19 protein-coding genes are annotated in these 25849 nt (G+C 49.1%); 1 reads left to right on the forward strand and 18 read right to left on the reverse strand.

Features of this window, described 5'->3' with window-relative positions:
* Positions 1-25: 25 nt before the first annotated feature.
* Genes ftsA through rsmH form a run of 12 tightly spaced genes read right to left on the reverse strand, consistent with a single transcriptional unit; the run spans position 26 to position 14768 of the window.
* A complete protein-coding gene (gene ftsA, locus SGI97_07140; protein MDZ4723662.1) occupies positions 26-1246 on the reverse strand; it encodes a cell division protein FtsA in 1221 nt (406 codons plus the stop codon).
* A 2-nt stretch (positions 1247-1248) separates the two neighbouring features.
* Positions 1249-2181 (reverse strand): hypothetical protein, encoded by a 933-nt coding sequence (locus tag SGI97_07145; GenBank protein MDZ4723663.1) that lies wholly within the window; start codon positions 2179-2181, stop codon positions 1249-1251.
* A gap of 1 nt (position 2182) precedes the next feature.
* On the reverse strand, positions 2183-3616 hold the full coding sequence (gene murC / locus SGI97_07150; GenBank protein ID MDZ4723664.1) for a UDP-N-acetylmuramate--L-alanine ligase: 1434 nt from the start codon (positions 3614-3616) through the stop codon (positions 2183-2185).
* Complete coding sequence (gene murG / locus SGI97_07155) at positions 3613-4776, reverse strand: undecaprenyldiphospho-muramoylpentapeptide beta-N-acetylglucosaminyltransferase (GenBank protein MDZ4723665.1); 1164 nt, start codon at positions 4774-4776, stop codon at positions 3613-3615. Before murG ends, murC begins: the two co-directional genes overlap by 4 nt.
* On the reverse strand, positions 4773-5870 hold the full coding sequence (locus SGI97_07160; GenBank protein MDZ4723666.1) for a putative peptidoglycan glycosyltransferase FtsW: 1098 nt from the start codon (positions 5868-5870) through the stop codon (positions 4773-4775). Before SGI97_07160 ends, murG begins: the two co-directional genes overlap by 4 nt.
* Positions 5851-7278 carry a UDP-N-acetylmuramoyl-L-alanine--D-glutamate ligase gene (gene murD / locus SGI97_07165; protein ID MDZ4723667.1) on the reverse strand — a complete coding sequence of 476 codons (1428 nt, stop codon included), beginning with the start codon at positions 7276-7278 and terminating at the stop codon, positions 5851-5853. The genes SGI97_07160 and murD overlap by 20 nt, the downstream gene beginning before the upstream one ends.
* Positions 7239-8327, reverse strand: a complete 1089-nt coding sequence (gene mraY / locus SGI97_07170) for a phospho-N-acetylmuramoyl-pentapeptide-transferase (protein MDZ4723668.1) — start codon at positions 8325-8327, stop codon at positions 7239-7241. Before mraY ends, murD begins: the two co-directional genes overlap by 40 nt.
* Positions 8327-9715: a UDP-N-acetylmuramoyl-tripeptide--D-alanyl-D-alanine ligase gene (murF, locus tag SGI97_07175; GenBank protein MDZ4723669.1), complete on the reverse strand. Its 1389-nt coding sequence runs from the start codon at positions 9713-9715 to the stop codon at positions 8327-8329. The genes mraY and murF overlap by 1 nt, the downstream gene beginning before the upstream one ends.
* A 5-nt stretch (positions 9716-9720) precedes the next feature.
* Complete coding sequence (locus tag SGI97_07180) at positions 9721-11208, reverse strand: UDP-N-acetylmuramoyl-L-alanyl-D-glutamate--2,6-diaminopimelate ligase (GenBank protein MDZ4723670.1); 1488 nt, start codon at positions 11206-11208, stop codon at positions 9721-9723.
* Positions 11204-13294 (reverse strand): penicillin-binding transpeptidase domain-containing protein, encoded by a 2091-nt coding sequence (locus SGI97_07185; protein ID MDZ4723671.1) that lies wholly within the window; start codon positions 13292-13294, stop codon positions 11204-11206. Before SGI97_07185 ends, SGI97_07180 begins: the two co-directional genes overlap by 5 nt.
* Positions 13291-13791 carry a hypothetical protein gene (locus tag SGI97_07190; protein ID MDZ4723672.1) on the reverse strand — a complete coding sequence of 167 codons (501 nt, stop codon included), beginning with the start codon at positions 13789-13791 and terminating at the stop codon, positions 13291-13293. Before SGI97_07190 ends, SGI97_07185 begins: the two co-directional genes overlap by 4 nt.
* The gene (rsmH, locus tag SGI97_07195) at positions 13788-14768 is read right to left on the reverse strand and encodes a 16S rRNA (cytosine(1402)-N(4))-methyltransferase RsmH (GenBank protein ID MDZ4723673.1); all 981 of its coding nucleotides are present in this window, start codon (positions 14766-14768) and stop codon (positions 13788-13790) included. Before rsmH ends, SGI97_07190 begins: the two co-directional genes overlap by 4 nt.
* 891 nt (positions 14769-15659) lie before the next feature.
* On the opposite strand from rsmH, the gene SGI97_07200 reads away from it, so the two are divergent.
* Positions 15660-17987, forward strand: coding sequence for a C25 family cysteine peptidase (locus SGI97_07200; GenBank protein MDZ4723674.1), 2328 nt, complete (start codon positions 15660-15662; stop codon positions 17985-17987).
* Here the strand turns inward: SGI97_07200 and SGI97_07205 are convergent.
* The 6 genes from SGI97_07205 to lnt are packed head-to-tail and all read right to left on the reverse strand — an operon-like array spanning position 17962 to position 25816.
* On the reverse strand, positions 17962-18855 hold the full coding sequence (locus SGI97_07205; protein MDZ4723675.1) for a glycosyltransferase family 2 protein: 894 nt from the start codon (positions 18853-18855) through the stop codon (positions 17962-17964). The two genes, SGI97_07200 and SGI97_07205, sit on opposite strands and share 26 nt — an antisense overlap.
* 5 nt (positions 18856-18860) lie before the next feature.
* Positions 18861-20099, reverse strand: coding sequence for a hypothetical protein (locus tag SGI97_07210; protein MDZ4723676.1), 1239 nt, complete (start codon positions 20097-20099; stop codon positions 18861-18863).
* Positions 20096-21172, reverse strand: a complete 1077-nt coding sequence (locus tag SGI97_07215) for a glycosyltransferase (protein ID MDZ4723677.1) — start codon at positions 21170-21172, stop codon at positions 20096-20098. The genes SGI97_07210 and SGI97_07215 overlap by 4 nt, the downstream gene beginning before the upstream one ends.
* Before the next feature lie 2 nt (positions 21173-21174).
* The gene (locus SGI97_07220; protein MDZ4723678.1) at positions 21175-22104 is read right to left on the reverse strand and encodes a GNAT family N-acetyltransferase; all 930 of its coding nucleotides are present in this window, start codon (positions 22102-22104) and stop codon (positions 21175-21177) included.
* Positions 22101-24338, reverse strand: coding sequence for a T9SS type A sorting domain-containing protein (locus tag SGI97_07225; protein MDZ4723679.1), 2238 nt, complete (start codon positions 24336-24338; stop codon positions 22101-22103). Before SGI97_07225 ends, SGI97_07220 begins: the two co-directional genes overlap by 4 nt.
* Positions 24299-25816, reverse strand: coding sequence for an apolipoprotein N-acyltransferase (lnt, locus tag SGI97_07230; GenBank protein ID MDZ4723680.1), 1518 nt, complete (start codon positions 25814-25816; stop codon positions 24299-24301). The genes SGI97_07225 and lnt overlap by 40 nt, the downstream gene beginning before the upstream one ends.
* Between the last annotated feature and the right edge of the window lie 33 nt (positions 25817-25849).

Genomic DNA, 25849 nt, shown 5'->3' on the forward strand with positions numbered 1-25849 from the left:
TCACCTTCTCCTTAAACGCTCGTGGTTAAAACTGTTTAGTGATCCAATTTTCCATTTTTCTAATCCAAGATTTCATACTACCTCGATGCTGGTCTTTTGCTTCGTGTTTAAATCCATACTGCATCAGAGCATGGACGGTGGCATAACGCACCGAATTCAACTCATCCGGTGTATGCTCTATACCGCGTATTACGCCGCGTCGAACCGGCATGGAGAACATTTGCTCGGCCAGTTCAAGTGTCCCAGGCAGAAGCGACCCTCCGCCGGTAAGAACCAATCCACCAGTGAGGGACTTGTTGCGAGCTTCCTTCTTTATCTCCCGCCCGACAAGGGCAAGAATTTCTTCCATTCGCGGTTCACATATTGAGGCAAGTACATTTCGGGAAAGCTCCCGCATTGACCGTCCCGCGATGCCTGGGATATGAATCATATCAGCAGGATCGACGAGCGAAGCCAGCGCGGCGCCATGAGCGATTTTTAGTTCTTCAGCCTGATCAATCGTCATTTTGAGCCCGATTGCAATATCATTGGTGACATGTCTCCCGCCGACAGGTATGACGGCTGTGTGGCGAATGGCATTGTCATAAAAAAGCGAGACATCGGTAATCTCTCCGCCGATATCTACTGACACACTGCCGGTTTCGGTCTCGCGTTCGGTCAGCACAAACTCTGAGAGCGCCAGAGATTCCAAAACCATGTGATCAATCCCAAGTCGACTTCGCTCAAGAGCGCGAAAAATATTCTTGGCCGATGTCACAGAAGCGGTGACGATATGGGCTTGGACTTCAAGCCGGACACCAGACATTCCGACCGGGTCTTTGATATTCGTCTGATCGTCGACTGAGTAATCCTGCGGAATTACATGGATAATCTCACGGTCTACCGGGATAGCAATGGTACGTGCGGCTTCAATTGCCCGTGTCATATCAAGGCTTGTGATCTCATGATCGCTTCGTCCAATTGCAACCACCCCGTGGCTGTCTATGGAACGGATATGTTCTCCGGCGATACCGACGGTCACACGGTCGATCTCGGTGCCAGAGACAAGCTGGGCATCGTCGATTGCTTTTCGAATTGATTTCACTGTCTTATCCATATCCACTACCATACCGCGTTTGAGACCGTCGACCGGAGCATGGCCGTGTCCAATAACAAAGATGCCGCCGCACGAGTCTCGCTCTCCGATTATGCAGACAATTTTTGATGTGCCGATATCGAGTGCGGCAACCATGCTCTCACCGGCCATATTTATCCGCGGTTTCCTTCCAATGTTTTTCTGCTGTTTGTTTTCTTCTTGGGCGTTTTTGAAATCGGTTTATTGGAAGTTTTTTTTGCGTGTGTTGGAGTAATTTTGGCGTTTGAGACTGCGGGTATAGTTGCTGCTGCCACGATGACGGTCGAATCAGCAATACTATCAATTATTTCAAAAGCAGCAAAGCTTTCTTTGGTCGTATCGGGAATCGTGTCCTGGGCGACTCTGATAACGATTCCCTCAAAGCGGGCATCATAAGCAACAGTGCTGTCTGTTGGGGGTGTAAACTGCTCCATAAAATTTGAAAAGGAAACTATCTGTGAATAGAACTCGGTCTCGATGACTTTGACCCTGACCGGAAACGACGCAAATTTCACCTGGAGCATCTCAGAAGACCCAAAGTCTATTTCAGAAATATCTCTGTAGATACTCGAATTCTCCTGCTCAAGTTTGAGCAGTTGCGGAATAACCATTCGAACGCGGCTATCCTCGCAGTAGCGATAGAGCGTTCCGGAAAGGACGTTGGTCATTACCGGCTGATCCCAATCGGAGAATGACTCTGACAATTTTACAACTCGCCCTTCGGCGGTTACACCGCGCATGACACCGCTCACTTTATCGACGACCAGCGACAAAGAAGTAAACTCATTAGTCCTGATTTGAAGTTTGGAAGGAAGAATGTAGTCAATATCTACCTTTACGACTCCTTTGCGGCTCATGATTTCTTTCGCCATTTCATCAAGCGGCTGTTGGAGAAGCATTTTATCATGTGACAGCGAAAAGCGGTTTGACCAGTCAAGCAGCGGCTCATCATCCAAAGTTACAGCTTTGAGTGTGGCAATTTCCGTGAAATGAATAAGCCCGATGAGCGCAAGTCCGGCCAGTGTGAGTCCAACAACAATGAATTTCAAAATCCTGCCGAAAGTCATATTAGAGTATCTCGCGGAGTTTCTCCAACACGGGGTGTTTGATGTGAGTAATTGAACCGGCGCCGATTATTAAAATAGCATCGCCCGGCCTTACAATTCGCGCGATTTCTGTTATGGCGTTTTCTTTTGTCCCGACACAGACAAAATCACCAAGTCCCAGCTTTTTGGCTTCGTCACGGATAAGTTCCGATGTCACTCCCGGAATCGGCAGTTCACGCGCCGGGTAGATATCAGTCAAAATTGTCTTGTCGGCGATGGCAAGCTGCCGGGCAAAATCAGCCGCGAAATCTCTTGTGCGGCTATACAGGTGCGGCTGAAAGACAGCGATAACCCGCCTGCCCAAAGTTTCTTTTGCCGTACTGAGAGTGGCATGAATTTCTGTGGGGTGATGGGCATAATCATCTATCACCAGCACATTTTTTACTTCGCCTATTCGCTCAAAACGCCGTCCTACCCCGGTAAATCCGCGCAAGGCATCGGCAATTGTCGGAAATGATACGCCAAGTTCCACCGCTGTCGCGGTCGCCGCTAAAGCATTGGCAATGTTATGTCGCCCGGGAACTCGGAGAATTATCTCACCAAGCAAATCACCACCCTGGTAGACCGAGAATGTACTTCGCTCTGATTCAATTTTTATATCGACCGCGTGGAAATCGGCATCAACTGAAAATCCAAATGACTTGTGCGGGCGGCTTATCCGCGACCTGATAGCCCCCAGAGCCGGATCGTCGGCGGAGATAATTGCCGAGCCGTAAAATGGGACGCGGTTGATATATGTCAAAAAGGCTTCTTTAAGGTCGTCGAGGTCGCGATAGCAATCCAGATGATCGGCTTCGACATTCAGGACTACGGCCATCGAAGGAAACATTGCCAGAAACGAGCGATCGTATTCATCGGCTTCGGCGACAAGATAGTCGCCCGAACCTAATGTTGCGCCAGTGCCAAGTTCAGCCACAATTCCGCCCACAATGAGAGTTGGATTGAGGCGGGCTTCGCGAAGGATACGGCCTATCATCGATGTTGTTGTTGTCTTCCCGTGTGTGCCTGCGATTCCGATGGAGAATTTAAGTCGCATCAGTTCGCCGAGCATTTCAGCCCTTTTGATAACAGGAATGCCGCGTCGACGGGCCTCGATCACTTCGGGATTGTTCTCGCCGACGGCGGACGAAATGACCACGACATCGACATCGCTCACATTAGCGGAACGATGGTCGGCATAGACAGTTAAGCCAAGCTTTGCAAGATATTCGGTTACTTCACTCGGCATGCTGTCAGATCCGGAAACGGTGTATCCGAGGTTGTGCAAAATCTCGGCGATACCTGACATACCGGCTCCGCCAATTCCCACGAAGTAGAGTTTCTTTATCTTGCCGAACATAAGTGTATCACAAGCAAAGGGTTTGAGTGTCGTGTGTGGGGCTGTTTCAATTTTCAATTCGCTCCTCCGGTTACAACCTGTCGACGTGACGTAGTTTCGATTCGTGACAAAATATCCTCGGCTATAAGATCGACCGCAGGACGTCTATTTTGATTGCTCAGATGTAGTGCCGCTTTCATTTTCTGAGCGCGATCTGATTCGAGTAAAGCAACAGCGCGGCTGAGCAGATCATCACACTCAAGCTCGGATTCTTCGATAACCTCAGCGCATCCTCGTTCCACGAACGCAATCGCGTTCTTCCTCTGATGGTCGCCTGCCGCATAGGGGTACGGGATGAGAATGGCCGGCAGTTCGCAGGCCTCGAGCTCGGCCAGTGTGAGCGCTCCGGCGCGAGCGATAACTAGATCAGCCGCGGCATAGACGAGCGGCATACGGTTTTCAAATGGGAAAAGGGCGTGAATCCCAACGGCTTCACCCGCAGTGGCGACTACATCCGAGTAGTCCCTTTTTCCAGTTTGCCACAACAACTGATAGTTGTTGTTAATAGCATGAGTTTTTGAACTGTGTAAAATTGCGTTGTTGATAGCTCGGGCCCCCTGTGAGCCGCCGAGAATAAGGATTGTCTTCTTCTGTGGATCCAGCTTGAATGCTTTGATTGCATCGGCTCGGTCCCCCTGAGAAATCGTGCTGCGTACGGGATTGCCTGTGAAGACGGTGTGTGACGAATCTGAAAGCATGCTTTTGGCTTCGGCAAATCCCAAATAGACGCACTCGGCATGAGCGGCAAGCTGACGGGTGGCTATACCCGGGAACGAATTTTGTTCCTGAATGACAGTCTTGATTTTTTTTGAAACAGCCGCTCTAAGAACAGGGAGGGAGACATATCCCCCGGTGCCGATGACGATATCTGGAGAAAACTGTTTCATGAGCGCTCCCGCTTTGATCAAGGCTCCGATAAAGAGGAACGGAACGAGCAGATTCTTTAGGGTGAGCGACCGCACCAAGCCGCGAACATTGATGAGATGCAGTGGGTAGCCGAGATTGTCTTTGATGCGATATTCGATCCCGCGTTTTGTCCCGACAAAAAGAATGTCGACCGATTGATGACCTTGGAGCATTTCCTTTATGCGATCAGCTATAGCTATCGCAGGATAAAGATGGCCGCCGGTGCCTCCTCCGGCAAAAATCAATTTGAGTGGACGATTGGTAGGGTTCATCGAACTGTAACCCTACGAGAGAGATTGAGCAATACGCCAATGGCCGCGCTTGAAACTAAAAGCGACGACCCGCCATACGAGATAAAGGGCAACGCAATTCCGGTTACTGGCAGGATGGCAGTCACCATACCGATATTAATGGCAATGTTTACAAAGAGCGACCATGTCAAGCCTGCGGCGAGAAGGAATCCAAATTTATCCGGCTGTCCCGCGGCAATTTTACAGCCGCGATATATGTAGAGAAGCGCGCCAAGTACCACAAGTAAACCAACAAAACCAATTTCCTGTCCGGCAGCGGCGAATATAAAATCAGTATAAGGATACGGCAGAAACCAGAGCTTTTGGGTTCCTTCGCCAAGTCCCGTCCCCATTAGCCCGCCTGCGCCGAGTGTCAATGCCGACTGTTTTACCTGATAGCTCCCCGTAAGCGGATCAGAGACAGCGGCCAAATGGCTCATGACACGCGCTTTTTTGTAACCGATGACAAATATCACCAGCAGTGCAGTTCCAACCAGCGGCAGACCGGCTGTCAGCAGGTGACGAATGCGCGCTCCGGCGAGAAAGAAGATGCCGAGCGCGGTTATACCCGCCACTAAAACCGTACCGAGGTTTGGCTGAAGCAATATTAGCCCCAGCCCGACACCGATAATCGGGGCATAGGGCATGATAAGCTGTCTGACATCGGCAATATTTCTTTTGGGATTCGACAACGAGAACGCCAGAAACACGATAAGCAGAAACTTGAAAAACTCAGATGGCTGCACTGTGAGCGGGCCAAGCATGAGCCAGCGCTGGGCTTCGTTTCGCGCAGGCATGACAAACACCGCAAGCAAGGCGATCATGGTGAGCAGTAATGCGGGGACTGAATAGATTGCGAGTCGTTGCAAATCGAGTTTAAGAATTAGAAATATCGCCCCAAGCGACATCAAGGCCCACACGAATTGACTTTTGAAAAAATACAAATGCGAACCATAACGGCTTTCAGCTATAATCGATGACGACGAATAGACCATGACAATGCCGATAATGAGTACTCCCAAATAGGCAATGAGCAGTCCCTCATCGAATCGTGTTTCAGCCGGAGATTTTTTCATTGCTCTTCTTTCCGTTACGAAGTCCGGCGACAGCCGCTTTGAAGGCACGGCCACGGTGTTCAAAATTTTCAAACATATCAAACGAGGAACAGCCCGGCGAGAGAAGCACCGTATCGCCGGGCATAGCCAATTCAAAGGCTGTGATGACGGCTTCTTCCAATGAGCTGGCAAACTGTGTTGAGAATGATTTGGCGAGCGCCACAAATATCTTTTCTTTAGCTTCGCCTATCGCGATCAGCCCTTTTACTTTGCCCCTACCGGCCTCTATCATAGGAGCGTAGCTCCCCCCCTTGTCGCGTCCACCGCAAATAAGAACAATCGGTTGCTCGACTGATTTGAGCGCGTAACAAACCGAATCGACATTGGTCGCTTTGGAATCATTGATAAAATTGACCCCCGCGACCCTTCCGGCCCGTTCAAGTCTATGCTCCACACCGGGGAATCTTTTGAGAACGAGTGCCACGGTTGAAAGCGAAAGCCCAAGCGCGACTCCGACCGCCAGGGCGGCGGCGGCATTCTGCAAATTGTGCGGGCCAGGGATGAGAATGTCTTTGGCGCTCAGGACTTGGACGAGCTGGCCGTCTTTTTTAACACAGAGCGAGCCATCGCGCACGACAATGTCTGACTCGATTAAAGGAACGGTCGAGAAGTAGATTTTCCGAGCCGAACTGGCCGGGTTGTCGGATGATATTTCGGCGTCCCCTTTATTGACAATAAAATAGTTGTCTGCGTTCTGGTTTTCTGTGATTCGGTATTTTGCCTTTTTGTAGTTTTCAAAGCCGCCATGCCAGTCCAGATGATCCGAAGTAAGATTGAGCAGGAGCGCGACATGGGGTTTGAAATCGGCTATAGTTTCAAGTTGAAAGCTCGAGGCTTCAACGACCGCATATGCGTTGTCGTTAATCTGGTCGGCGATTTCGGAAAGCGGCAACCCGATATTCCCGCAGATAAAAGCTTCGTGTCCGGCGGCTTTGAGTATATCGCCGATGAGTGTGGTCGTGGTGGTTTTGCCGTTTGTGCCGGTTATGGCAATTATTTTACCGCGACAGACCCACGAGCCAAACTCAAGTTCTGAAAAGACCGGGATGCCTCTGGTGCGGGCCTGCTGTAAAATCTCAAGTGACAGAGGTACTCCCGGCGAGACGATAATGTAGTCGCTCTGAAGTAGCCGCTCGGTGTGGCCGCCCGTTTCATACGAAATGCCGAGCTTGGTTAGTTCAACAGTCTGAGACAGAACCTTTGACTCAAGAGCGGAATCAGAGACATATGGTTTCCCGCCGCGGCGAAGAGCCAGCCGGGCAACAGCCATGCCGGAGCGGGCCATCCCAATGATGCCGATATTTCGTCCGAGTATGCGTTCTTCGAGGGTCATCGTACCTTCAATGTTGCCAAGGTCAACAAGGCGCACATTGCGCCGACTATCCAAAACCGGATAACTACTTTTGATTCATGCCAGCCCGAGAGTTCAAAATGATGATGGAGCGGTGCCATTTTGAAAACCCGTTTTCCACCGCGATAGCGATATGATAAAATCTGAATGATAACCGACAGAGCCGTGACCACGAAGACACCTCCGACAATTACCAACAGCAGTTCTTTTTTAACCAGAATTGCTATTGCGCCCAGTGCGCCGCCAAGGGCCAGCGAGCCAGTGTCACCCATGAAAACCTGGGCAGGATGCGAATTAAACCAGAGAAATCCCAACGCTGAGCCAATAGCCGCGCCGCAGAAAATGGCAAGTTCACCGCTTCCGGGGAAATACTGAATCTGCAGATAGTGAGACCAGTCGAGCCGTCCTGAGACATACACCAGTCCGCCGAATGCCATAAAGCAGAGAGCACATAGACCGATTGCAAGCCCGTCGAGTCCGTCGGTGAGATTGACCGCATTCGAGGAGCCGGTCAATACAAGAACGACAAACGGTCCGAAGAGTATACCGAGGTTCAGCACGTAATCTTTCAGGAATGGAATACTGGTGACCCCATCGTACCACCCTTCTGGCGCGAAATAAAACAGCCCGACTGTGAAAAGTGTGCCGAGGATGAGTTGTCCGATGAGCTTCTTGCGCGCCACAAGTCCTTTGGGCTGTCGTTTGATCGCTTTGAGATAATCATCAAGAAATCCGAGCGCTCCAAGCCAAACGGTTACCATTAAAACCATAAGCACGTAGAAGTTTGTCAGGTTCGCCCAGAGAAGAGTCGGAATGACTATTCCGGCAAGAATAATAAGGCCGCCCATTGTGGGTGTGCCGGCTTTTTTCTTGTGTGTGGCTGGTCCCTCTTCGCGGATATTCTCTTTGACCTGATACTTTTGCAAAAGACGAATAAAGAGCGGCCCGAGAATCAAACAAATTATCAGCGCCGTAACGGTCGCGCCCGCGGTGCGAAAAGTGATATAGCGGAAGAGGTTGAAACCGCTAATCTGTTCTGAGAGCGGATAGAGCAAATGGTACAACATTAGGATTTTGCTCCCTGTTTCAATTGAACCGCGTCCACTATTGCCTCAAGACCCACACCACGCGAGGCTTTTAGATAGACTATGTCACCGGAGTTGACGATGGATTTCAGACCAATTGCAGCCTCGGCTGCGTTTTTGAAATGTAGGAGTTTGTTTCCAGATATTCCATGCTCAAGGGCTTTGTCGAGGATATGTCTCGAAAGCGGGCCGACAAGCACTATCTGGTCGAAATGTAGTTCGGATAAGAGCTGACCGATTTCGCGGTGATACTCGACTTCGTTCTCGCCAAGTTCCAGCATGTCGCCCAAAACAATTACCCGTCGTCCGGTCGATTTGATTTTTTCAAAAGAGATAAGTCCCGAGCGGACAGAATCGGGATTGGCGTTGTAACAATCAACTATGTAAGTGGTATTGTCGATCGTAACCGTCTGTCCGCGCATTGGGGCAGTGGAGAATTCAATTTTTGAAGTATCCACAGCATCGAAGGTATACCCAAGGGTTTTTGCTACCGCATATCCTGCAAGCAGGTTGTAGACTTGGTGATCGCCGAAGAGCGTCATATTGAATTGATCTCCTTCGATTACAATAAGCGATCCGCCTGAAGCCCGAGACTTTACGAAGTCAGGCATGAAGGCTGCTATGTTCTTCACACCGAAGGTAACTGCATCGGGACGGATTTTTTTAATTTCATTGACAAGCAATAGGTCGTCGCCGTTGACAACCACAGGCGCGCTGTTTGGCAACGACTCAACAAGTGAAACTTCTTCTTTTAAAACGCCTTCTATTGTTTGCAGGAATTCAAGGTGCGAAACTGCGACATTGGTAATGGCAACTATATGCGGTTGTACTATTTCCGCAAGCTGACTCATCTCGCCTGGAAGCGATACGCCCATTTCCATGACGGCAAGCTTTGTCTGCGACGGCATCGCGAATATCGCCATAGGCGCGCCGAAAAGGTTGTTGAGGTTGCCCGGTGAGCGGTAGGTGTTCGGTTCGACCGCATTTAATAACTGATAGCTGATTTCTTTTGTGGTCGTCTTCCCATTTGAGCCGCTTATGCCAATACGGCGGACATTAATGCTGTCGCGGTACGTAGCTGATAACTTAAGCATCGCTTCATAGCTGTTTTGAACAGTGACAATCGGCGAGACTGATTCAAATTCGCTCAAACGGGGAAAGTTGAACTCGGCTATAATACCACCTGCGCCGCGTGTTAGCGCTTGATCGATATACTGATGACCGTCGACGCGTTCTCCTTTGAGCGCGATAAACAGTTCGCCGGGTTTTACTGTCCGACTGTCGATAGAAACGCCCATGAAACTTTTCTGAGTGTGGGGACTTTTGAGAAGGGTCCCGCCGGTTGCAGCTGCAAGTTGATCAAAATTCAAGCTGATCACCTCTCCCCTGACACGTACTGGTGAAAGGTGAAGCCCATTTTCCCCAGCAACGATTCGACCGTCTCACGGTCGCTGAAGGGATATTTCACACTATTAATTTCCTGATACGGCTCGGCCCCTTTGCCAGCCAGAAGCACAGCATCGCCCGGTTTTGCCATTTTTAAAATCTTCTCGATCGCTGTTTTCCGATCGGGTTCAATTTCGTGGCAACTGCCCTGAAGACCGTGGCGGATTTCATCAATAATCGCGGCTGGGGTTTCATTTCGCGGATTATCTGAAGTCACCAGAACATAATCGGCCGATGTTGTTGCGGCGGCTCCCATGAGCGGACGTTTACCGCGATCCCTATCTCCCCCGCATCCAAAAAGAAGTAAAAGTTTTCCTTTAGAAATTTCCCGGACGGACTTGCACAGGCTCACTATCGCATCAGGTGTGTGGGCATAGTCGACATAGACTGCGAATGGTTGGCCGAAATCGATCGGGTTGAGGCGTCCGGGGATCGGACGCATCTCTTCGAGTCCTTTGACAACATTATCCAGATCGACTCCGCTTGCCAGACCTCCGGCCGCCGCGGCAATAGCGTTTGTCAGATTAAATCGTCCGGGAAGCTGCAGATCGATTGTGCGTGTGCCGAGGGCTGTGACAAGGTCAAAAATTGTTCGCTCCGGCCGGAGTTCAAACTCCGAGCAATAGACATCGGCTTTTGGATTCGAAAGAGAATATGTAACATACGAGCCTTCAACCTGCCCAAAGAGCGGTTGAAATTCAGGCACATCGAGATTGAGCACAACATACGAGTATGGCCCGCTCAGTTTATTCAAAAGGGATGCCTTGGCGGCAAAATAGTTTTCCATTGTCTCATGAAAATCAAGGTGGTCGCGGGTGAAATTGGTAAAGACCACCACATTGAAATCGATATTATCCACCCGATGGAGCACAAGGGCGTGTGAGGAAACTTCGAGCACGGCATGTGTGCGGCCATTGGTTCGCATTAAATACAAAAGCCGCTGCATATCGAGCGATTCCGGAGTCGTCCTCTCAGCTTCGAAAACTTCTTTGCCAGTATCATAGGTCAGGGTCGTCATGAGTCCGACCGCTTTGCGCTCAGCTTCAAGAATTTTTTTGAGCATATACGAAGTCGTCGTTTTGCCGTTTGTGCCGGTGACACCAAGACATTTCAGTCGTTTGCCGGGGAAATCGTAAAAACGCGCGGCCACATCCGACATGGCCTTCCTGATATTGGGAACGCAAATATAATTCTCTACTTCAGTTGTTGTTGCGCGCTCTCCCATGACTGCCACTGCGCCGTTATTCATTGCAGATTTTATATAGTCGTAACCATCAACTTTATAGCCTGTCACGGCGAAAAAAAGTCCGTTCGGTTTGAGCAGGCGTGAATCATATTCGATGGCATCGATTTCAAGATTTGGATCACCAACGAGCGCCGCATCAGCGACTCCATCAATTAGTTGACTGAGTTTAATGGGACACTCCCCATTTAGGTCGGCATTGGATACGACAGAGAGATTCCTTCAAAGCTAATTCGCCTGCAAGAATGGACTGCGAAAACACCGACCCCGAACCGGAAAACAGGAAATCCATTCCGATAAAGCTGAGATAGGCCGAGGCCGCCTGGATAGATAACCCTTGCAGGTCAGCAAGACGCATGGTGCCGTCTGATTCTCTCACGACTACCAACAGATTTTCTCCTTCATGAATAGGCCGCTCAGCCGGTGGAAACTGCCATATTACCGTCCCCTCAGCGGCGGAACATCGCAGGGTAATCCCCCGGCTTGCGGCGAGCTTATGTGAAGAAAAAAGAGTCTGACCAGTAAAGTCCGGAGTTGTGAAAATAGATTTCCTTGTTGTCGTTCGTGCGTGAAGAGTCCGTTCGGGCACGGTGAATATGTCAGGGTTGGCAACCGTGAACCGTTCGGCTATGCGTCCGAATGTCGGAGCGGCGGTAGCACCGGCTTCGGTTTCACGATCGAATTCCTCGAGCACTACAATTCCCGCGATAACCGGTTTTTCATACGGGAAGAAACCGGCGAAACAACCCAGATAGCGGTTGTGTGAATAGGCGCCGGTCTCCTGATCTATAAGCTGGGGTGTGCCGGTTTTTCCAGCAATGGCAACCTGCGGACTATTCGCCTTTTTACCTGTCCCATGTTCGACTACGGCGCGGAGGATACCATGCAGATACGCGCGTGTCTCCGGCTCGAAGGCCCGCCCTACAACTTCGCGCTCGCCTTGTTTTGTGAACAAACCTGTATGATCGACCTCGCCTTGGATTAATCTGGGATGCAGCAAATCACCACCGTTGGCGATTGCGGCAAAAGCGGTCGCCATTTGCAGAGCGTTCACCGCCACAGCGTGCCCCATCGCCAGAGTCGCAGTCGTGTGCTCCGACCATCGGTTAGGACGCGGCAGACTTCCGCGCGTCTCACCAGGAAGTCCGCATTTTATTTTTGTTCCCAGGCCAAAACGCAGAAAGGCTTGATAGAGTTCTTCGCCTCCAAGTTCTACGGCGACTTTACCGACGCCGATATTGCTTGATTTGGCAATGACATCGGTAAAGGTTAGATATTCATATTGTTTGGCATCATGCAATACCTTGCGTCCAAGTCGCCATGCCCCTTTTTCGCAGTAGACAAGGTCAAACGGCCGTATTGTGTGGGCGTCGAGCGCCGCCGCCGCTGTGAAGGCTTTGGCAGACGAACCTGGCTCAAATTGGTCCGATATTGCTTTGAGCTTTGTCGGGCGCTCGGGATTGGTTTCTGATTTATCGAAATGTGCCATAGCGAGTATATCACCGTTTGTACAGTCGAGAAAGACCGCCATTCCGGATTTTATTTTGAAAGAATCAACTGCCGCGCGAAGTTCCTGCTCAACAATTTCCTGAAATTGCCAATCAATAGTCAGGACCATTCCACGCCCGGGTATTGGTTTGACAAGCGCTTGCTCGGATATGCGAAACGCTTTTGAGAGTCCATCGCGCTGGAAATCAGCTTTACCAGGAATACCGGTCAGAATCGAGTCATAGGCTAACTCAAAGCCCGACTGCCCGTTATTGTCAATATCAGTAAATCCGAGTATCTGTTTACCCACCAACCCGAATGGGTACTGACGAAGCGGTTCGTTACGGAGAAAGAGTCCTGCAGGAATATCATCTTTGAGACGGACGATCTGCTCCAGATTTAGATTTCTCTTTATATAGCGGAATTTAAGCGGGGACAGCGCAAACTCTTTTAGCGCCGTGCCCGATTTATAGGTGAATAATTTGTCGATAAACCGCGCGGCTTCAGCAACTTCGGCTTCGTTTTTAGGACGGGCGCAAAGCGAAGTTCCTATAACATTTTTTGCAACGACGGTTCCGTTGCGATCAAAAATAACTCCACGCTCGGCTGGAATTTCAACCGAACCAGAGGACTGCCGTGCTACCATTTCGCTGTATTTTGGCGCAAGAAAGATCTGCAGCTGCACAAGGCGCGCTATCACGACCCCAAAGAAAAGAACAATTCCGCAGAATAAAATCCCAAGCCGGATATTCTCCTGCCGCGTCCGCTTCATTTAGTCTGCTCCTTTACCGCGGTTGTATCAAAAATTATGGGGCGAAGGTCGTTTGACACAGCTTGCGCTTCGGCGTTCACAGGCAGATAATCCATAACGCGTTTGAGCGAATTCACCAACACCGCAAACTCATCGGGCTGTTCCTCAGCTTGAGTGTTATCTATAAGCGTGTAGAGCTTATCGGCGGTAACCGACTGCATACCAAGACTGTCGGTTGCATAGGACTGAATCCGACCGGTCATGGACAACGCGGATATATCGCTGTTTACTTTTTTGGTGTCATCGAGCAGGCTTTTATTTTCATTACGTAACTGGCCAACTTCTTTTGCAAGTTCTATGACCATAACCCTTTGCCAGATATGGATGCAAGCCACGCCAAGAATTGCCATTGCCATGAGCGCGAAGGGAAAGTAACGGTGTGCACGAATGCGAGTTATCAGCGGTGAACGCAGTTCAACGGTTTCTTTGAATTGCCGGACAGAGTTTATCGAACTCATATTTTCTCCGCAACCCGAAGCCTCGCCGAGCTGGAACGGGAATTAGATTGCAATTCCAAATCGGAAGGCGTAATTGATTTTCGTGTCACTTTGCGGAGCCTTGGCGTGGGATTGCACACACAGACGGGAAACGACGGCGGGCAGATACAAGGAGGATTGCTTTCGACTCGGATGAATTGTTTGACACGGCGATCTTCGAGTGAATGATATGTTATCACTGCCACACGCCCTCCGGATTTCAACATTTTGAGACTGGCCGGGAGAACTGCATCAACTGCATCGAGTTCTCCATTTACGACAATGCGCAAAGCCTGATAGACTCGGGCCAGTGTTTTATTCTGATGAGGGGGCCGAACAACACTCAAGATGACTTTATTTAGCTGGATTGTGGTAGAGATCGGAGCAATCACGCGTGAGTCAACAATCGCTCGGGCAATCTTAACTGCTTGCTTCTCTTCGCCATAGGTACGAAAAATATCTATGAGTTCGGACGTGAAAAGTGTATTGACAAGTTCTTCGGCGGTTACTATCGAACTCAGATCAAAACGCATATCGAGAGGAGAGTCAAAACGGAAAGAGAAACCGCGCGAGGGATCATCAAGTTGGTATGACGAGAGTCCAAGATCCAAAAGAATGCCATTAACTTGGCTCAGGCTCATTGCGGCGGTGAAAGCGTCCATGTTTCCAAACGAACCGGTGAAAAGTTTAACTTCCTGTTTTGCCCCGGCAAGCCGGGCTTTTGCCCTCGCTAGTGCCGTCTTGTCTTTGTCCATTCCATAGAGCCGCGCCTCGGGGCTTAGCTTGTCTGCCAGGGCTTTCAAATGTCCTCCGCCTCCGGCTGTCAGATCCAGATAGATTCCATCCGGATCAGTAATCAAATGACTGACAGTTTCCTCAACCAGAACTGGCAGGTGTCCGAGCGGGTGGCTTTCCTCTTCGTGAGGAAAATCATCGTCGTTACTGTCGGGACTGATCATTGCTGGAGAAGAGACGTTCGGCTACTTCTTCGTAACTTCCGCCGTATTGCTCGAGATAATACTTGTAGCGATTCGGATCCCAGATCTCAATCCATCGATTGACGCCAATCACAAGCAGGTCTTTCTTCAGATGGGCCTCTTCGATGAGATGCGACGGGATGAGAATTCTTCCGTTTTTATCAGGAGAAACCGCTCCAGCAGCGGAATAAAATCGTCGACTGAAAAATCGAAAATCTTTTTGAGTGAAATTGAGTGTCGATAATCTTTCTTGAATTTCAGCCCACTCAACTTCGGGATAAAGACTGAGACAACCTTCGAGTCCTTTGGTTAGGACGACATCGCCGTCGAGAAGTGGGGATGTGTCTGAACCAGTTACGCTTCAGAGTTTCGCTGGCAATGAGAAACGGCCCTTCTCATCCAATGTGGTCTGATACTGACCGTAAAACCCTGTCAAGCGTTCCTCCACTTTACTCCACTATAACCCAATACTTGCCTCTATAATCACATTTTACCCACCTCAAGTCAAGTTGTTTTTTTCATTGGATTAAAAAAAAAGATGGGGGCTAACTATAATTATTCCAATCGGTAACGAAGTGAAATTAAATTCACATTCTCTAACCTCATGCTACTGTGCGACCCACATTAGAATTCTTTTCTCTTGACATCAATGTAGAAAATATCAAGGGGGGTCTTCGTATCGACTTAGAGCCATAGTTTTCGAGTTGTTGAAATCGGAAAAATTTTCCGGCCAGACAGGCTCTTCTCTCTAAGTTTTTCACGCACAACGGAATCGCCGATTTTCAGAAATCTAAAAACAGCCTCCTGTTTGGGGCAGTCAATTTGCAAAATCCATAGTGGATTCACAGTGAAACAGAGACAGCGGGCTTAGATATGACGAGGAAAGTACTTTTTTATATTGTGCTGATGTTATTTTCGGTAGCTCCCCTGAAAGGAGCGGATCGCGCCAGCATTATTCATGATATAACCCAGGTTAAGAGCGAGACCTTTGGGTCTAACTATACATATGACAATTATGATTCGATTGTAGTCGGGCGGGGCATAATCCTCTCCGGCCGGAAATTTGTTATCGAGCTTCTTGAAGGCGAAAACAGCCGGGCATTCGCATACACTTCCAATGAAACCAACGTGATACAACACGTAAATATTCCGAATCCCCTCATAGATATTCCGACCGCTGATGACTCGCGTTATGACGATATCCTGGTTGACGAAGGCGCCAGCTCCGATGAAACACAACTTGGCCGTGCACCGGTGTTTTTGCTTGGCGAGATTTCAGTTGAAGAAAGACGTTTTCTTGAAATATTGGTTCTGCCTGTCACGATTAGTGAAACAGATGATATCAACTTTCACTCTTCACTATCGTTCTCAATCGGCAATCGTGAGATCACGCCGGAAAATATTAAGCCATCCACGGATTTCTATAATAAGACACGAATTTTGTTTCCAGAGCAAAGCGCTTCGGCGACGACCCGTGGCAAACTTGTCATCATTACCCATTCGAGCTTTACCTATGCATGCGAACGAATGAAAAATTACAAAGTCGCTACCGGCTACGATGTCCGGATAAAACAGATTGAAGAGATAGACTCCGAATTTTTAGGACGCGATAACGCAGAAAAACTTCGCGAGTACCTGAAGGACTTTCATGCGACAGAAGGGAAATATGTCCTTCTCGTGGGGGATGAAACGCTGATACCGGTACGGTATGCTTCGCATATCAACCGAAACTCACAGCCTGAACTCATGAAGTTGCTGATCTGTGACCTCTATTTTGCCGATCTTACCGGTGAATGGGACATCGACAACGACAATATCTGGGGGGAGCCGCATCATGACAAGCCTGACCAGAACCCTGAGTTGATGGTAGGTCGGCTGCCTTTTCGTTCAATTGAGCAGATGAATCAGTACGTCGATAAATTGATCCTCTATCAAACTAATCCCGGCAACGAAGACAGATCATATCTTGGGCGGACACTCTTTTTTTCATCGGATCAGATGCGCGATTATTCCGAAGGCGGCCAGCATGCGCGGATTGCAAGAGCATTTCCGCAGACAGTTGATGTGGATACCGTAAACGGAATCGAGGCAAGCCGCGGAGATGACCTAACCCCAACAAATGCAGTTGGAGACGAACTCGGTTCATTATTTTCTAAAGGATATGGAATTGTAAATGTAATAGCTCATGGCCGGAGCGATGGCTTTGTTGTCCGCTCAGCCGGAGTAAACCAGTGGCCGAAATCGTTCCTGCTCACTCGCGATCAGGCAAATGCCAATCTTCTTTTTGATTCGCTCTCCCCTTCCAACAAACCGGCATTTTATTATTCATTGGCCTGCGATAATGGCGGCTTTGATTTGGACGCCGCGCCATTTACTAAGACTTCGCCCACAATGGTCGAGGCCCTTCTTGCCCAACAAGACGGGGCAGTTGGCTTTGTCGCCTACTCGCGCTGGGGCTGGGTGAATTCAAGCCATCTTCTGCACAAGGCATTTTTCGACTCGCTCTTTGCCCACCCCGGCGAGCCAGCTGCCCATGCAATGTACCGATCGCAATCTGCATATGCGTATTATCGTGACCTTGTATATGGCCAGAACTATTTCGGAGATCCGACCGTTCGAATCTACACAGAAATCCCCGCGAAAATACATTTGACCATTGAGGCAGAAGAAAGTGTCACTCGCGTCCAGCTTGTGAGTGCTGCAGGCATTCCTATTGAAGGAATGGTCTATCTTTCTGAAAACGGTGCATTGCTAAACAGTTATCAAATAGATAGCAGAGGAATTGTAATTCTTGAATATCCGCTGGACCCATCAATTGAGTATACAATCTCTGCGGTTTCAGACAGAGCGACTATTGCCCTCGTAAGATACCGCGAGCAAATAGTCACATCGGTTAACACGGATGACGAGTCTGGCCTTCCCACTAGTTTTGCACTGCACCAGAACTACCCAAATCCGTTTAATCCGTCGACTCAAATCTCATTCGATTTGCCAACTTCATCACATGTTCGGCTCGCTATTTACAATATCGCCGGACAGAATGTGGCAGTACCAATAGACAAGTCACTCGGCGCAGGAACGTACACCGTAGAATGGGACGGCAGTGATAATCACGGGCTGTCGCTTGCGAGCGGCGTCTATTTCTACCGGCTTGAATCCGAAAGCGCTGCTTCAACTAAAAAAATGATTTTGATGAAGTAAATCGTCTCTGAATGAAAAGTTGAAGCATCTTCGCGGGAAGACTCAGCATCAAGAGCAAACCACTCAATAATAGAATCGGATATTCAATAGGCTGTGAATATTTCCTGAGATATCGAAACATGGAACTGTGTGAACGCCATGCGTTCAGATACGGCCGCCTTCCGGTCGAGCCTCCGACATAATGCTCGACCACGGCCTGCGGGAAATAGAGCAGTTTGTATCCGGCATCCGAGATTCTTCGGCAGTAATCGACATCATTAAAAAATATCGGGAAGTTCTCGTCAAAGAAACCTATCAGTTTGACAATTGTTCGCGGCATCATGAGAGCCGAGCCCATTGGCTGATCGACCTCGCGCTCATGTTCATGATCGAACCAGCCCATTTTCCATGATAAAAATTCTTTATGCCGCGGGAAAAGTGTCGAGAGGAGTGTAACGGCATAGAAAACATGTTTGTGGCGCGGGAAAGCGCGAACTGACCATTGAAGTTCCCCTTCGAAATTGACAAATTTGGGTCCGATGGCTCCGATATGAGAATCTGATTTCAATTTCTGAAGAAGCACCGGTGTGCTTCCGGGACGGAAACGAAGGTCTTGGTTGAGAAGATAGATATATTTCCCACGCGCTTCTACAAAGCCAATGTTTACAGCCTTGGCAAAGCCAAGGTTCTTACCATTTTTAACAAGTCGAATTTGGGGAAAGCGCTTTTTTATAAAATCGGGCGATCTGTCAATTGAGCCGTTGTCAACTACGATAATTTCGTGCGAGAGCGCGGCCAAATCACGCGTCAATGTTTCAAGACACTCCGGTAAAAATTGCATTCCATTGTAGGAAATGACAATCGCGGAAAGTTCGGGGGTTTCGCTCATGACAATTATTTTATTCTATCAAGAAGATTTGCGAATCGTTGGGCTAATTTATCAGAAGAGAAAGGTTTGGCATATTCGGGAAGCGGAGTTATTTCGAGGCTGTTTGAAGTATGACGCTTTATGACATGAGCGACATAGTCGGTTGCCTGCGGGTGTGTAACATCGGAGAAGGTAAAGCCATTGTTTGTGGCTGAAACAATCTCTTCAAGCTCGCTCCCTTTTGGCGCATAGGCAAGCAATGGCCGTCCTGATGCAAGCAGATCAAAAACTTTCCCCGGCACAAAATCTCCTTCATGTGATAATGGCATAGCTATAAAGTTCAGTGAAGCGTCAGACATTTGTTTCACGGTTTCCGTGTGTGAGAGTCTTCCGCAAAATGTCATACGGTCTTCCATGTGATATTCCGACAGCAGATTTCGCATATCGGATTTATTAATCTCACCTACCTGTAATAAGCGAACGTTCTCAAACAAATCAGGATGATTGTTCTTGAGAATCTGGAGAACTTTCAACAGCGGCTCGACTATTAGAGTCGGAAACTGATGCCCCAAAATGCCGATAGTAAAAGCCGTGGACGGTGATGGTTCTGTCCACAGCGAAGCGATTTCGCTGTTATAGCCATTGGAAATTATTTCTGCATTGCCCAAATACTTTGCGATACTTCGATTGACCGCTACTTGCGCTTTCGATTCGTTTTTAATTCTCTCAAGCATTCGGTTTGCTTGCTCAACTTTGGATTTACTTGAATAATTCTTTTCAATTGGAAGCACACCCCAATAGTCCCGAAAATCGGCAATCCAAGGTAGGGCAAATTCTCTTGACAGAGTCTGAGCGACAAGATGACAGGAGACTGGCGGCGAGGTCGAGATTATCGCCGAGTAACGATAGTTTTCGATAAGCGTTCGTCCAAGTCGGATTGCTGGTCTAACCCAGCCGATTTTTGAATCGGGAAAGAACCGTTCGGAAAGAGATCGAGTCTTCTCAATATTTTTAGACGCGACCTGTCTTACACCGAGGAGATAGAGCAGTCTCTGTGGGTCGCGCGAACCGGCGCGGAATATTTTGGCCAAATCCAACCCGTCAAGCAATTCAGGTTCGTAGCCCCGATATGCCACGGCTTTGACCGTCAGGATATGGACATCCCAGTTATAGAACGGAAGCTTGGTGAATAAATTAAGCGGGCGGCCTACCCCCGCCAAACCCAAGGGCGGGAAATAATAGCACACAAGAAGGACTTTGTTCAACCAGCTCTCCGGTCGCGGAGTGATTTCATCAAATCGATTGTCTCGGCGACATTGTGTTCAAATAGAGCCAATCGCCGCACCCGTTGTAGATTTCTCTGGCGCATCTGTCTGTGATCATCACGGTCATAGATTATTTTTCGAATAACAGTTTGCAGACTTTCTGAAATGTATGGCTCGTAGGTATAGCCGCTTTCGGGTGTCATCCACTCCAGCACGCCCGGGATATTTGCGGCCACTGGAATAAGTCCGAGCCCCATTGCCTCGATGAGTGAGGCCGGGGAAGAATCAGAGACAGCGCTCGAGAGGTAGATATCGTGGCTTGCCATATGGGACATAAACTCCGCCCGGGGGGCTTTGCTGTAATAACGAATCTTGTCGCCAACCATGCTTGAGGCTATTTGACGGAAATTCGCTGCAAGACTGCCAAAATCCGGAAAGGTTATGATAACTTTTTCTTCATTAATCAGGGTGGCAAGCGCGCGAAGGATAAACATGTTGTTATAGACTTTCTCATGTTTCCTCGGGACAATGATCCTCAGCGGTTCGGTGAGAACGTAGGTGGACTTGTGTTGAGAGAAGAATGTCTCCTCGAGCCCCCAGGGGATTATTCGGCAGTCGATTCCATCATAGAGTTGCCGCGCGGCGTTGACAATATATTCCGAATCTGCTGAAATCAAATCGGCACATTTAAGGGCGAAGATTGTCTTGCGGCGGTGGAAGACTGATTTCTCAGGCACAATGAGGATGTCCGATCCCCAGAGATGGAGCAAGATCGGCAGTTTTGGCGAAGTTTGTGCCAGGGCGACGGCGAATCCATACCCTGAGGCAAAATGCGGATTGAGGACATCGGGCGCAAAAGATCGGGCTATTTTTTTTATTTCCGACGCGGCAAAGGCGTAGTGGAATATGGAGAGAAACCCACGCTCTCGTAGACGGATATGCTCTATCTGGCCTGCCTCAAGCGATGCAAGAATGACCTCGCAGCCTTGGTTGCGAAGCTCTGTAACATAGCGCTCAGTATGGAAGGCTTGGCTGTCGGCCAGTACCAGCACTTTAAGAGGTTTATCGCTCACGCTCACCATAATCTTCCCAGAAAGGATTTTCGGATATAACAGGGGTACGTTTTCTCGACTCCGCCCCATTTCTTCTTATACGTCTGGAGATCATTGCTTTGTGCCAAAGGGGAACTGCCAAAGTTCAGATGAGTAACCCCTCTTTTTTTGAGCATGACTGCCGCGGTCGCTGTCAAATATTGCCCCGCTTTGAACGAAGAGTGTTTCTTGTTTAGATAATTTTGCCAGTTGAGGGCCATTTCATTTTCGATGAGAAAAATCTGCGAGGCAATCGCCTCCCCCTCGTGCTCACAATAGAGCCAGAGAATCCTGCTGTCGATAGTTGCTATATTTGCCAAAGCTCGGTAGAATTGCTCGGGGTATTTGGGTCTCCGTCCGTGCCTCTGTTCAGTTTGATTCATGAGAGTAAGAAACGGCTGTAAATGCCGTTCGGCCTCAAAGATGCCCACTGATACATTCTCACGCTCGGCTTTTCGAATCTCAGAGCGAAGCGTCGTATCAGGCGGTGCCCAGGTCGGCGAGGAAATGTCGGCAACAAGGGTAGACGACTGGCAAACTTCCCATTCTTTTTGAATGGGTTGGAACAGCCGAAAATAGTCATTGAGATAGAAACGGGCATAACCCACCCGCTCTATTGCAGCAAGCAATTCGGCTTTGAGCGCCTCGATGTTTGGATTCGTTTCCTCGGAAAAGAATGTCGAATAACAGCCATCGGGAAGGGATTGGGCGCGACGAAATGGGCCGGCGCCAAATTCAACAACTGGCAGAATCGCTACGATATCGTTGTCTGCTTCAACTGTCCAATAATAATCCGTGCCACCTACAGTTTTCCAGAGTTGGATAAAGCCGGGTGAGCCGAAGAGAGACCGTCGTGTCATCCGTTGCACAATCGAAGCGCCTAACTCAGCGAAGCTTCGACGTATAACCTTCATTTTTTATTGACCAACAGGAATTTCCCGCGCCCGACTTTTCCTTCGCCATCGGTAATGGTAAAAAAGTAGACTCCCGACGCAACAGCATTGCCGGATGTGTTCAACCCATTCCACGTCAGGCTGCTTGAGTGATAGATCGTTTCGCCTGCAAGAGAAAAGATAGAGAGTGTGCCGCTGGCGCTGAAATTAAAACGTAGCGTCTCGGTGTTTGAGCTGATGATGTACGGGTTGGGAATTGCAAGGATGTTTTCCACGTCACCTGTCAACAGGCCGAAATTCGCCCGGCGGAGTGAGACACCTAATGGAGTCGAGACATACAAGTCATTTGATCGCGGATCGATTGTCACTTTGCGACAGTTATCGTCTATTAGATCGCTGTTTTCGGTAGTGAATGTAGAAAAATCGCCGGTGACGGCATCGAATAGCGCCAGACCGGTGGCTGAAGCAAGCCAGAGATTGCCCCGGGTGTCAAACTCTAAATCGACAATGTCCGGACCAAATCCCGCCGGAAGAGAAACATCGATAAACCTATTTTCGATCGTCGGCTCGATTCGCGAAAGGCCAAAATTTGTCCCGACCCAGAGTTCGCCGTTGGGGGCAAAGCGAACCACACGGACAACATCTGAGCGGAGATTGCTATTCGCTTGGTTAAGGACATTGCAGTTATCATCGGATTTATCAAAAGGACTCGCTCCAAGCGCGCAAAGAAACACACCGCTGGCTTCGGTCCCAAGGGCAAAAAAGCCATTGTGGAAGGCGAGGGTGATAACTTTGTCATCGGTGATGCCATCGCCGAACCCAAGAGAATCCCAGTGGGGTGAAAGGTTATCAATTGTAGAAAGCTCAAGAAGTGCGACCGGATAATCGGTGAAGGCGCGGTAATTGGGTGTAAAGAGCACTGACCCATCGGTAGCCAAGTCGAAGATAACTATGTAGTTGTTCCCTTCGTCATTGCCCCGAAGCGTCGTGTTGGTCGAATCATATCTGATGACAGTGTTTGCCTCATCATGTTTTATTCGCACCAAACCGCTTCCAAACGTTCCAACAAACGATTCGCCCATTGAGTCGGTCAAAATTGCCAGAGCCCGGTCTCCGACATTGAAATTATGGATCAGCCATGAGTCCCCGACTCTGGTTGCGGCTCCGCCTCGGCGAAAAAGTACGGTCGGTTGACGGCTGATTGTGCTCACCGAGACATCCATTACATCATTCTGCGAAAGACCAGTATTCGGGTACTCGATAAAAGGACCACCGGCATTGTTGTACAGACCGCCTCCTGTCAGTGCGAGCCATTGATAGCCTTGCACTCTCTGGCCGGTCCGGGGAGCTGAGGGAGTTGCCGGGGAGATGAGTTGGGTGAATGAACCGCCGCTGAGTCTCGCCACACCTCCAGAGTAATAGACAATAAGAACATTTCCCTCTCTTTTAACATCTGTTACAGAGAGATTCTGAGTGAGCGGAAATTCAAAAAAGGATGTATCAGCTAAAGACCTGTCGAGCCGGAAGAATCCGCGCGATGTTGCGACATAAATATTGTTTTCAAAATATTCGACTCTTCTAATGGTGTCAGAGCCTAAAATCGGAAAGTCAGCGAGACTGAATGTCTCCCATCGCGACGGCGCGTTCAAAAGAGCGGGAATACTCTTATCGGCGACAGCCAGACCGCTCGAGGTGGCTATCCAGATCGAGTCGCCTGCAATTACTACATCATTGACAGCCGAGCCGGGATTGAGCATGCCGAACAGATCATAGCTGTCCTGAATCTGGCCGCCATCGTCGACTTTTGAAAAGAGCACAAGCCCGATACTTGTCCCAACCCAGAGGTAGTCGCCGTCATCGGCGAGAACGAGGGCATCGAATGGGTCGTTGTTGGCGTCCCTAAATAAATATTGCTGAGGCCTATAGATGCCGAGTCGAACAATACGTCCTGCACCAGCAATCCATCTTTGGCCGCTTGAGTCCACAATGACATCGAATAAGTTCGTCGTGCCCAATCCGTCAACATTCGTATACTGAGCATAAGTCGTTCCGTCGATGACAAGCAGTCCGCCCGATGTTGCGGCGTACAGAGAGTTACCGATAAGGGTCAAGCGGCGTATGTCACGAAACGAAGTGATGCTCTCCCATTCGGGCAGAGGCTCTACAGGCGAGTCGGCATTGACTAAAATAGGTAAGAGGACAAGCACAAAAAGGGCTAAGATTTTTTTCTGAAGAAAGTTACTGCGAATATCCATTTCACAAGCAATATACCTGCAATTAAAGCAGTTAGCAAGAACGAGAACCGTCCGGCAACATCTCCCCAGCGGGTGAATAGTGAGCGACTTTCGCGAAGCAACAACCCTTCAGCGAGAACGGCTTTGTCATCCTGCGGCAGTTGGTGGCGAATTCGCCCATAGTCATCCACTATATAACTGTAACCGCTGTTGGCTGCGCGAGCCATCCATGTTCTGTTTTCGACGGCGCGGGTAACAAAAACGCGCGAATGCATATCCATGCCGATTGTATTTTCAAACCAGGTATCATTGGTAATCCCGACAATAAACTCGGCGCCGCTGTTGACCATTGTTCTGACAAATTCAGGGAAAGCCGATTCGAAACAGATAAGCACGCCATATCGGCTATCGGTCAGATCAAAGAGTCGAAGCGAGTCACCGGGATAAAAATCGGACCACCATTGAATTTCATAGGTCTCAATGAAGGTCAGATACTGCGTGAGGAACTCTTCGGTCAGAAATGGGAAATGATCCTGATACGGGACATGTTCGGCGAAAGGGACAAGTTTCATCTTGTCGTAACTTCGCTCCAGCCCTCCGTTCGGATTGAATTGAAACGAAGAATTATAAAATCGCCTGTTGCCATTGAAAGTTCGGGCTCTGAGAGCTCCAATTAAGTGGTGGCTCTGGGTTGCGATAGCTGTCTTGCCAAGCAGTTCGCGGCAATCATATTCAAGTTCAGGGTAACAGGGAGCGGCAGTTTCAGGCCAAACAAAAAGTTTCACCGATGTGTCTTGGACTGAGCGGGCTAGTGAATCATAGAGGTTGTAATTATACGCCTCGCTCACGGCATTCCATTTCAACTCCAGCGGTACAGAGCCTTGGAGGATGGCTACTTTGTAGTTGCCTTCGATGGGATAGACCGGCATGACAGCCCAGCCATATCCGATGAGAAATCCCACAGTACCAATTGACATAAAGGCCGAGGTGAGTCTCTTCTCTACCGATATTTCTGAGCGGAAGACCTGCCAGAGCAGAACATTCACCCCGACTATTAATAGTGAAAGGCCATGTACCGAAACGATAGACACAATCTGCAGAATGTACAGATAATAAGACTGGCTGTATCCAAGGTCAGCCCAAGGAAAAGCAAACTCGGACAAGGTGCGAAAGTGTTCCACGCCGACCCACAAGAACGGGACTGCGATAAGCCCGTAAAGCGCTTTACGTCTATAAAGCGCATTAAACAGACACAACCCCGCTGTATAATAAAAAGCTACGATCACAACGGCTGCGAGCATACCGGGGGGCGTGACTTGGGCAATCCAGTAGATACAGAATAAGGTGAAAAAAAAGCTGAAGAAATATGAGACCTGAAACACCGCTTTGCCGCGCAGTCTCGAAATAATCATGAGCGGGCGAATAAGCGAAAACCAGGCGAGAAAACCAAAGATGCCGGGATAGAATGAGAATGAGAGAAGAAACGACCAGAATATCAATTCCAGTCGTCGTTTGCGAATATCGATATCAGC

The sequence above is a fragment of the Candidatus Zixiibacteriota bacterium genome (assembly GCA_034439475.1).
In the GTDB taxonomy this organism is placed as follows: Bacteria; Zixibacteria; MSB-5A5; order GN15; family FEB-12; genus JAWXAN01.

Coding starts and splice junctions, on each gene's coding strand:
- ftsA (MDZ4723662.1), bottom strand. CDS start 1,246: ATGGCCGGTGAGAGCATGGTTGCCGCACTCGATATCGGCACATCAAAA.
- SGI97_07145 (MDZ4723663.1), bottom strand. CDS start 2,181: ATGACTTTCGGCAGGATTTTGAAATTCATTGTTGTTGGACTCACACTG.
- murG (MDZ4723665.1), bottom strand. CDS start 4,776: ATGAACCCTACCAATCGTCCACTCAAATTGATTTTTGCCGGAGGAGGC.
- SGI97_07160 (MDZ4723666.1), bottom strand. CDS start 5,870: ATGAAAAAATCTCCGGCTGAAACACGATTCGATGAGGGACTGCTCATT.
- mraY (MDZ4723668.1), bottom strand. CDS start 8,327: ATGTTGTACCATTTGCTCTATCCGCTCTCAGAACAGATTAGCGGTTTC.
- SGI97_07185 (MDZ4723671.1), bottom strand. CDS start 13,294: ATGAAGCGGACGCGGCAGGAGAATATCCGGCTTGGGATTTTATTCTGC.
- SGI97_07190 (MDZ4723672.1), bottom strand. CDS start 13,791: ATGAGTTCGATAAACTCTGTCCGGCAATTCAAAGAAACCGTTGAACTG.
- rsmH (MDZ4723673.1), bottom strand. CDS start 14,768: ATGATCAGTCCCGACAGTAACGACGATGATTTTCCTCACGAAGAGGAA.
- SGI97_07200 (MDZ4723674.1), top strand. CDS start 15,660: ATGACGAGGAAAGTACTTTTTTATATTGTGCTGATGTTATTTTCGGTA.
- SGI97_07205 (MDZ4723675.1), bottom strand. CDS start 18,855: ATGAGCGAAACCCCCGAACTTTCCGCGATTGTCATTTCCTACAATGGA.
- SGI97_07220 (MDZ4723678.1), bottom strand. CDS start 22,104: ATGAAGGTTATACGTCGAAGCTTCGCTGAGTTAGGCGCTTCGATTGTG.
- SGI97_07225 (MDZ4723679.1), bottom strand. CDS start 24,338: ATGGATATTCGCAGTAACTTTCTTCAGAAAAAAATCTTAGCCCTTTTT.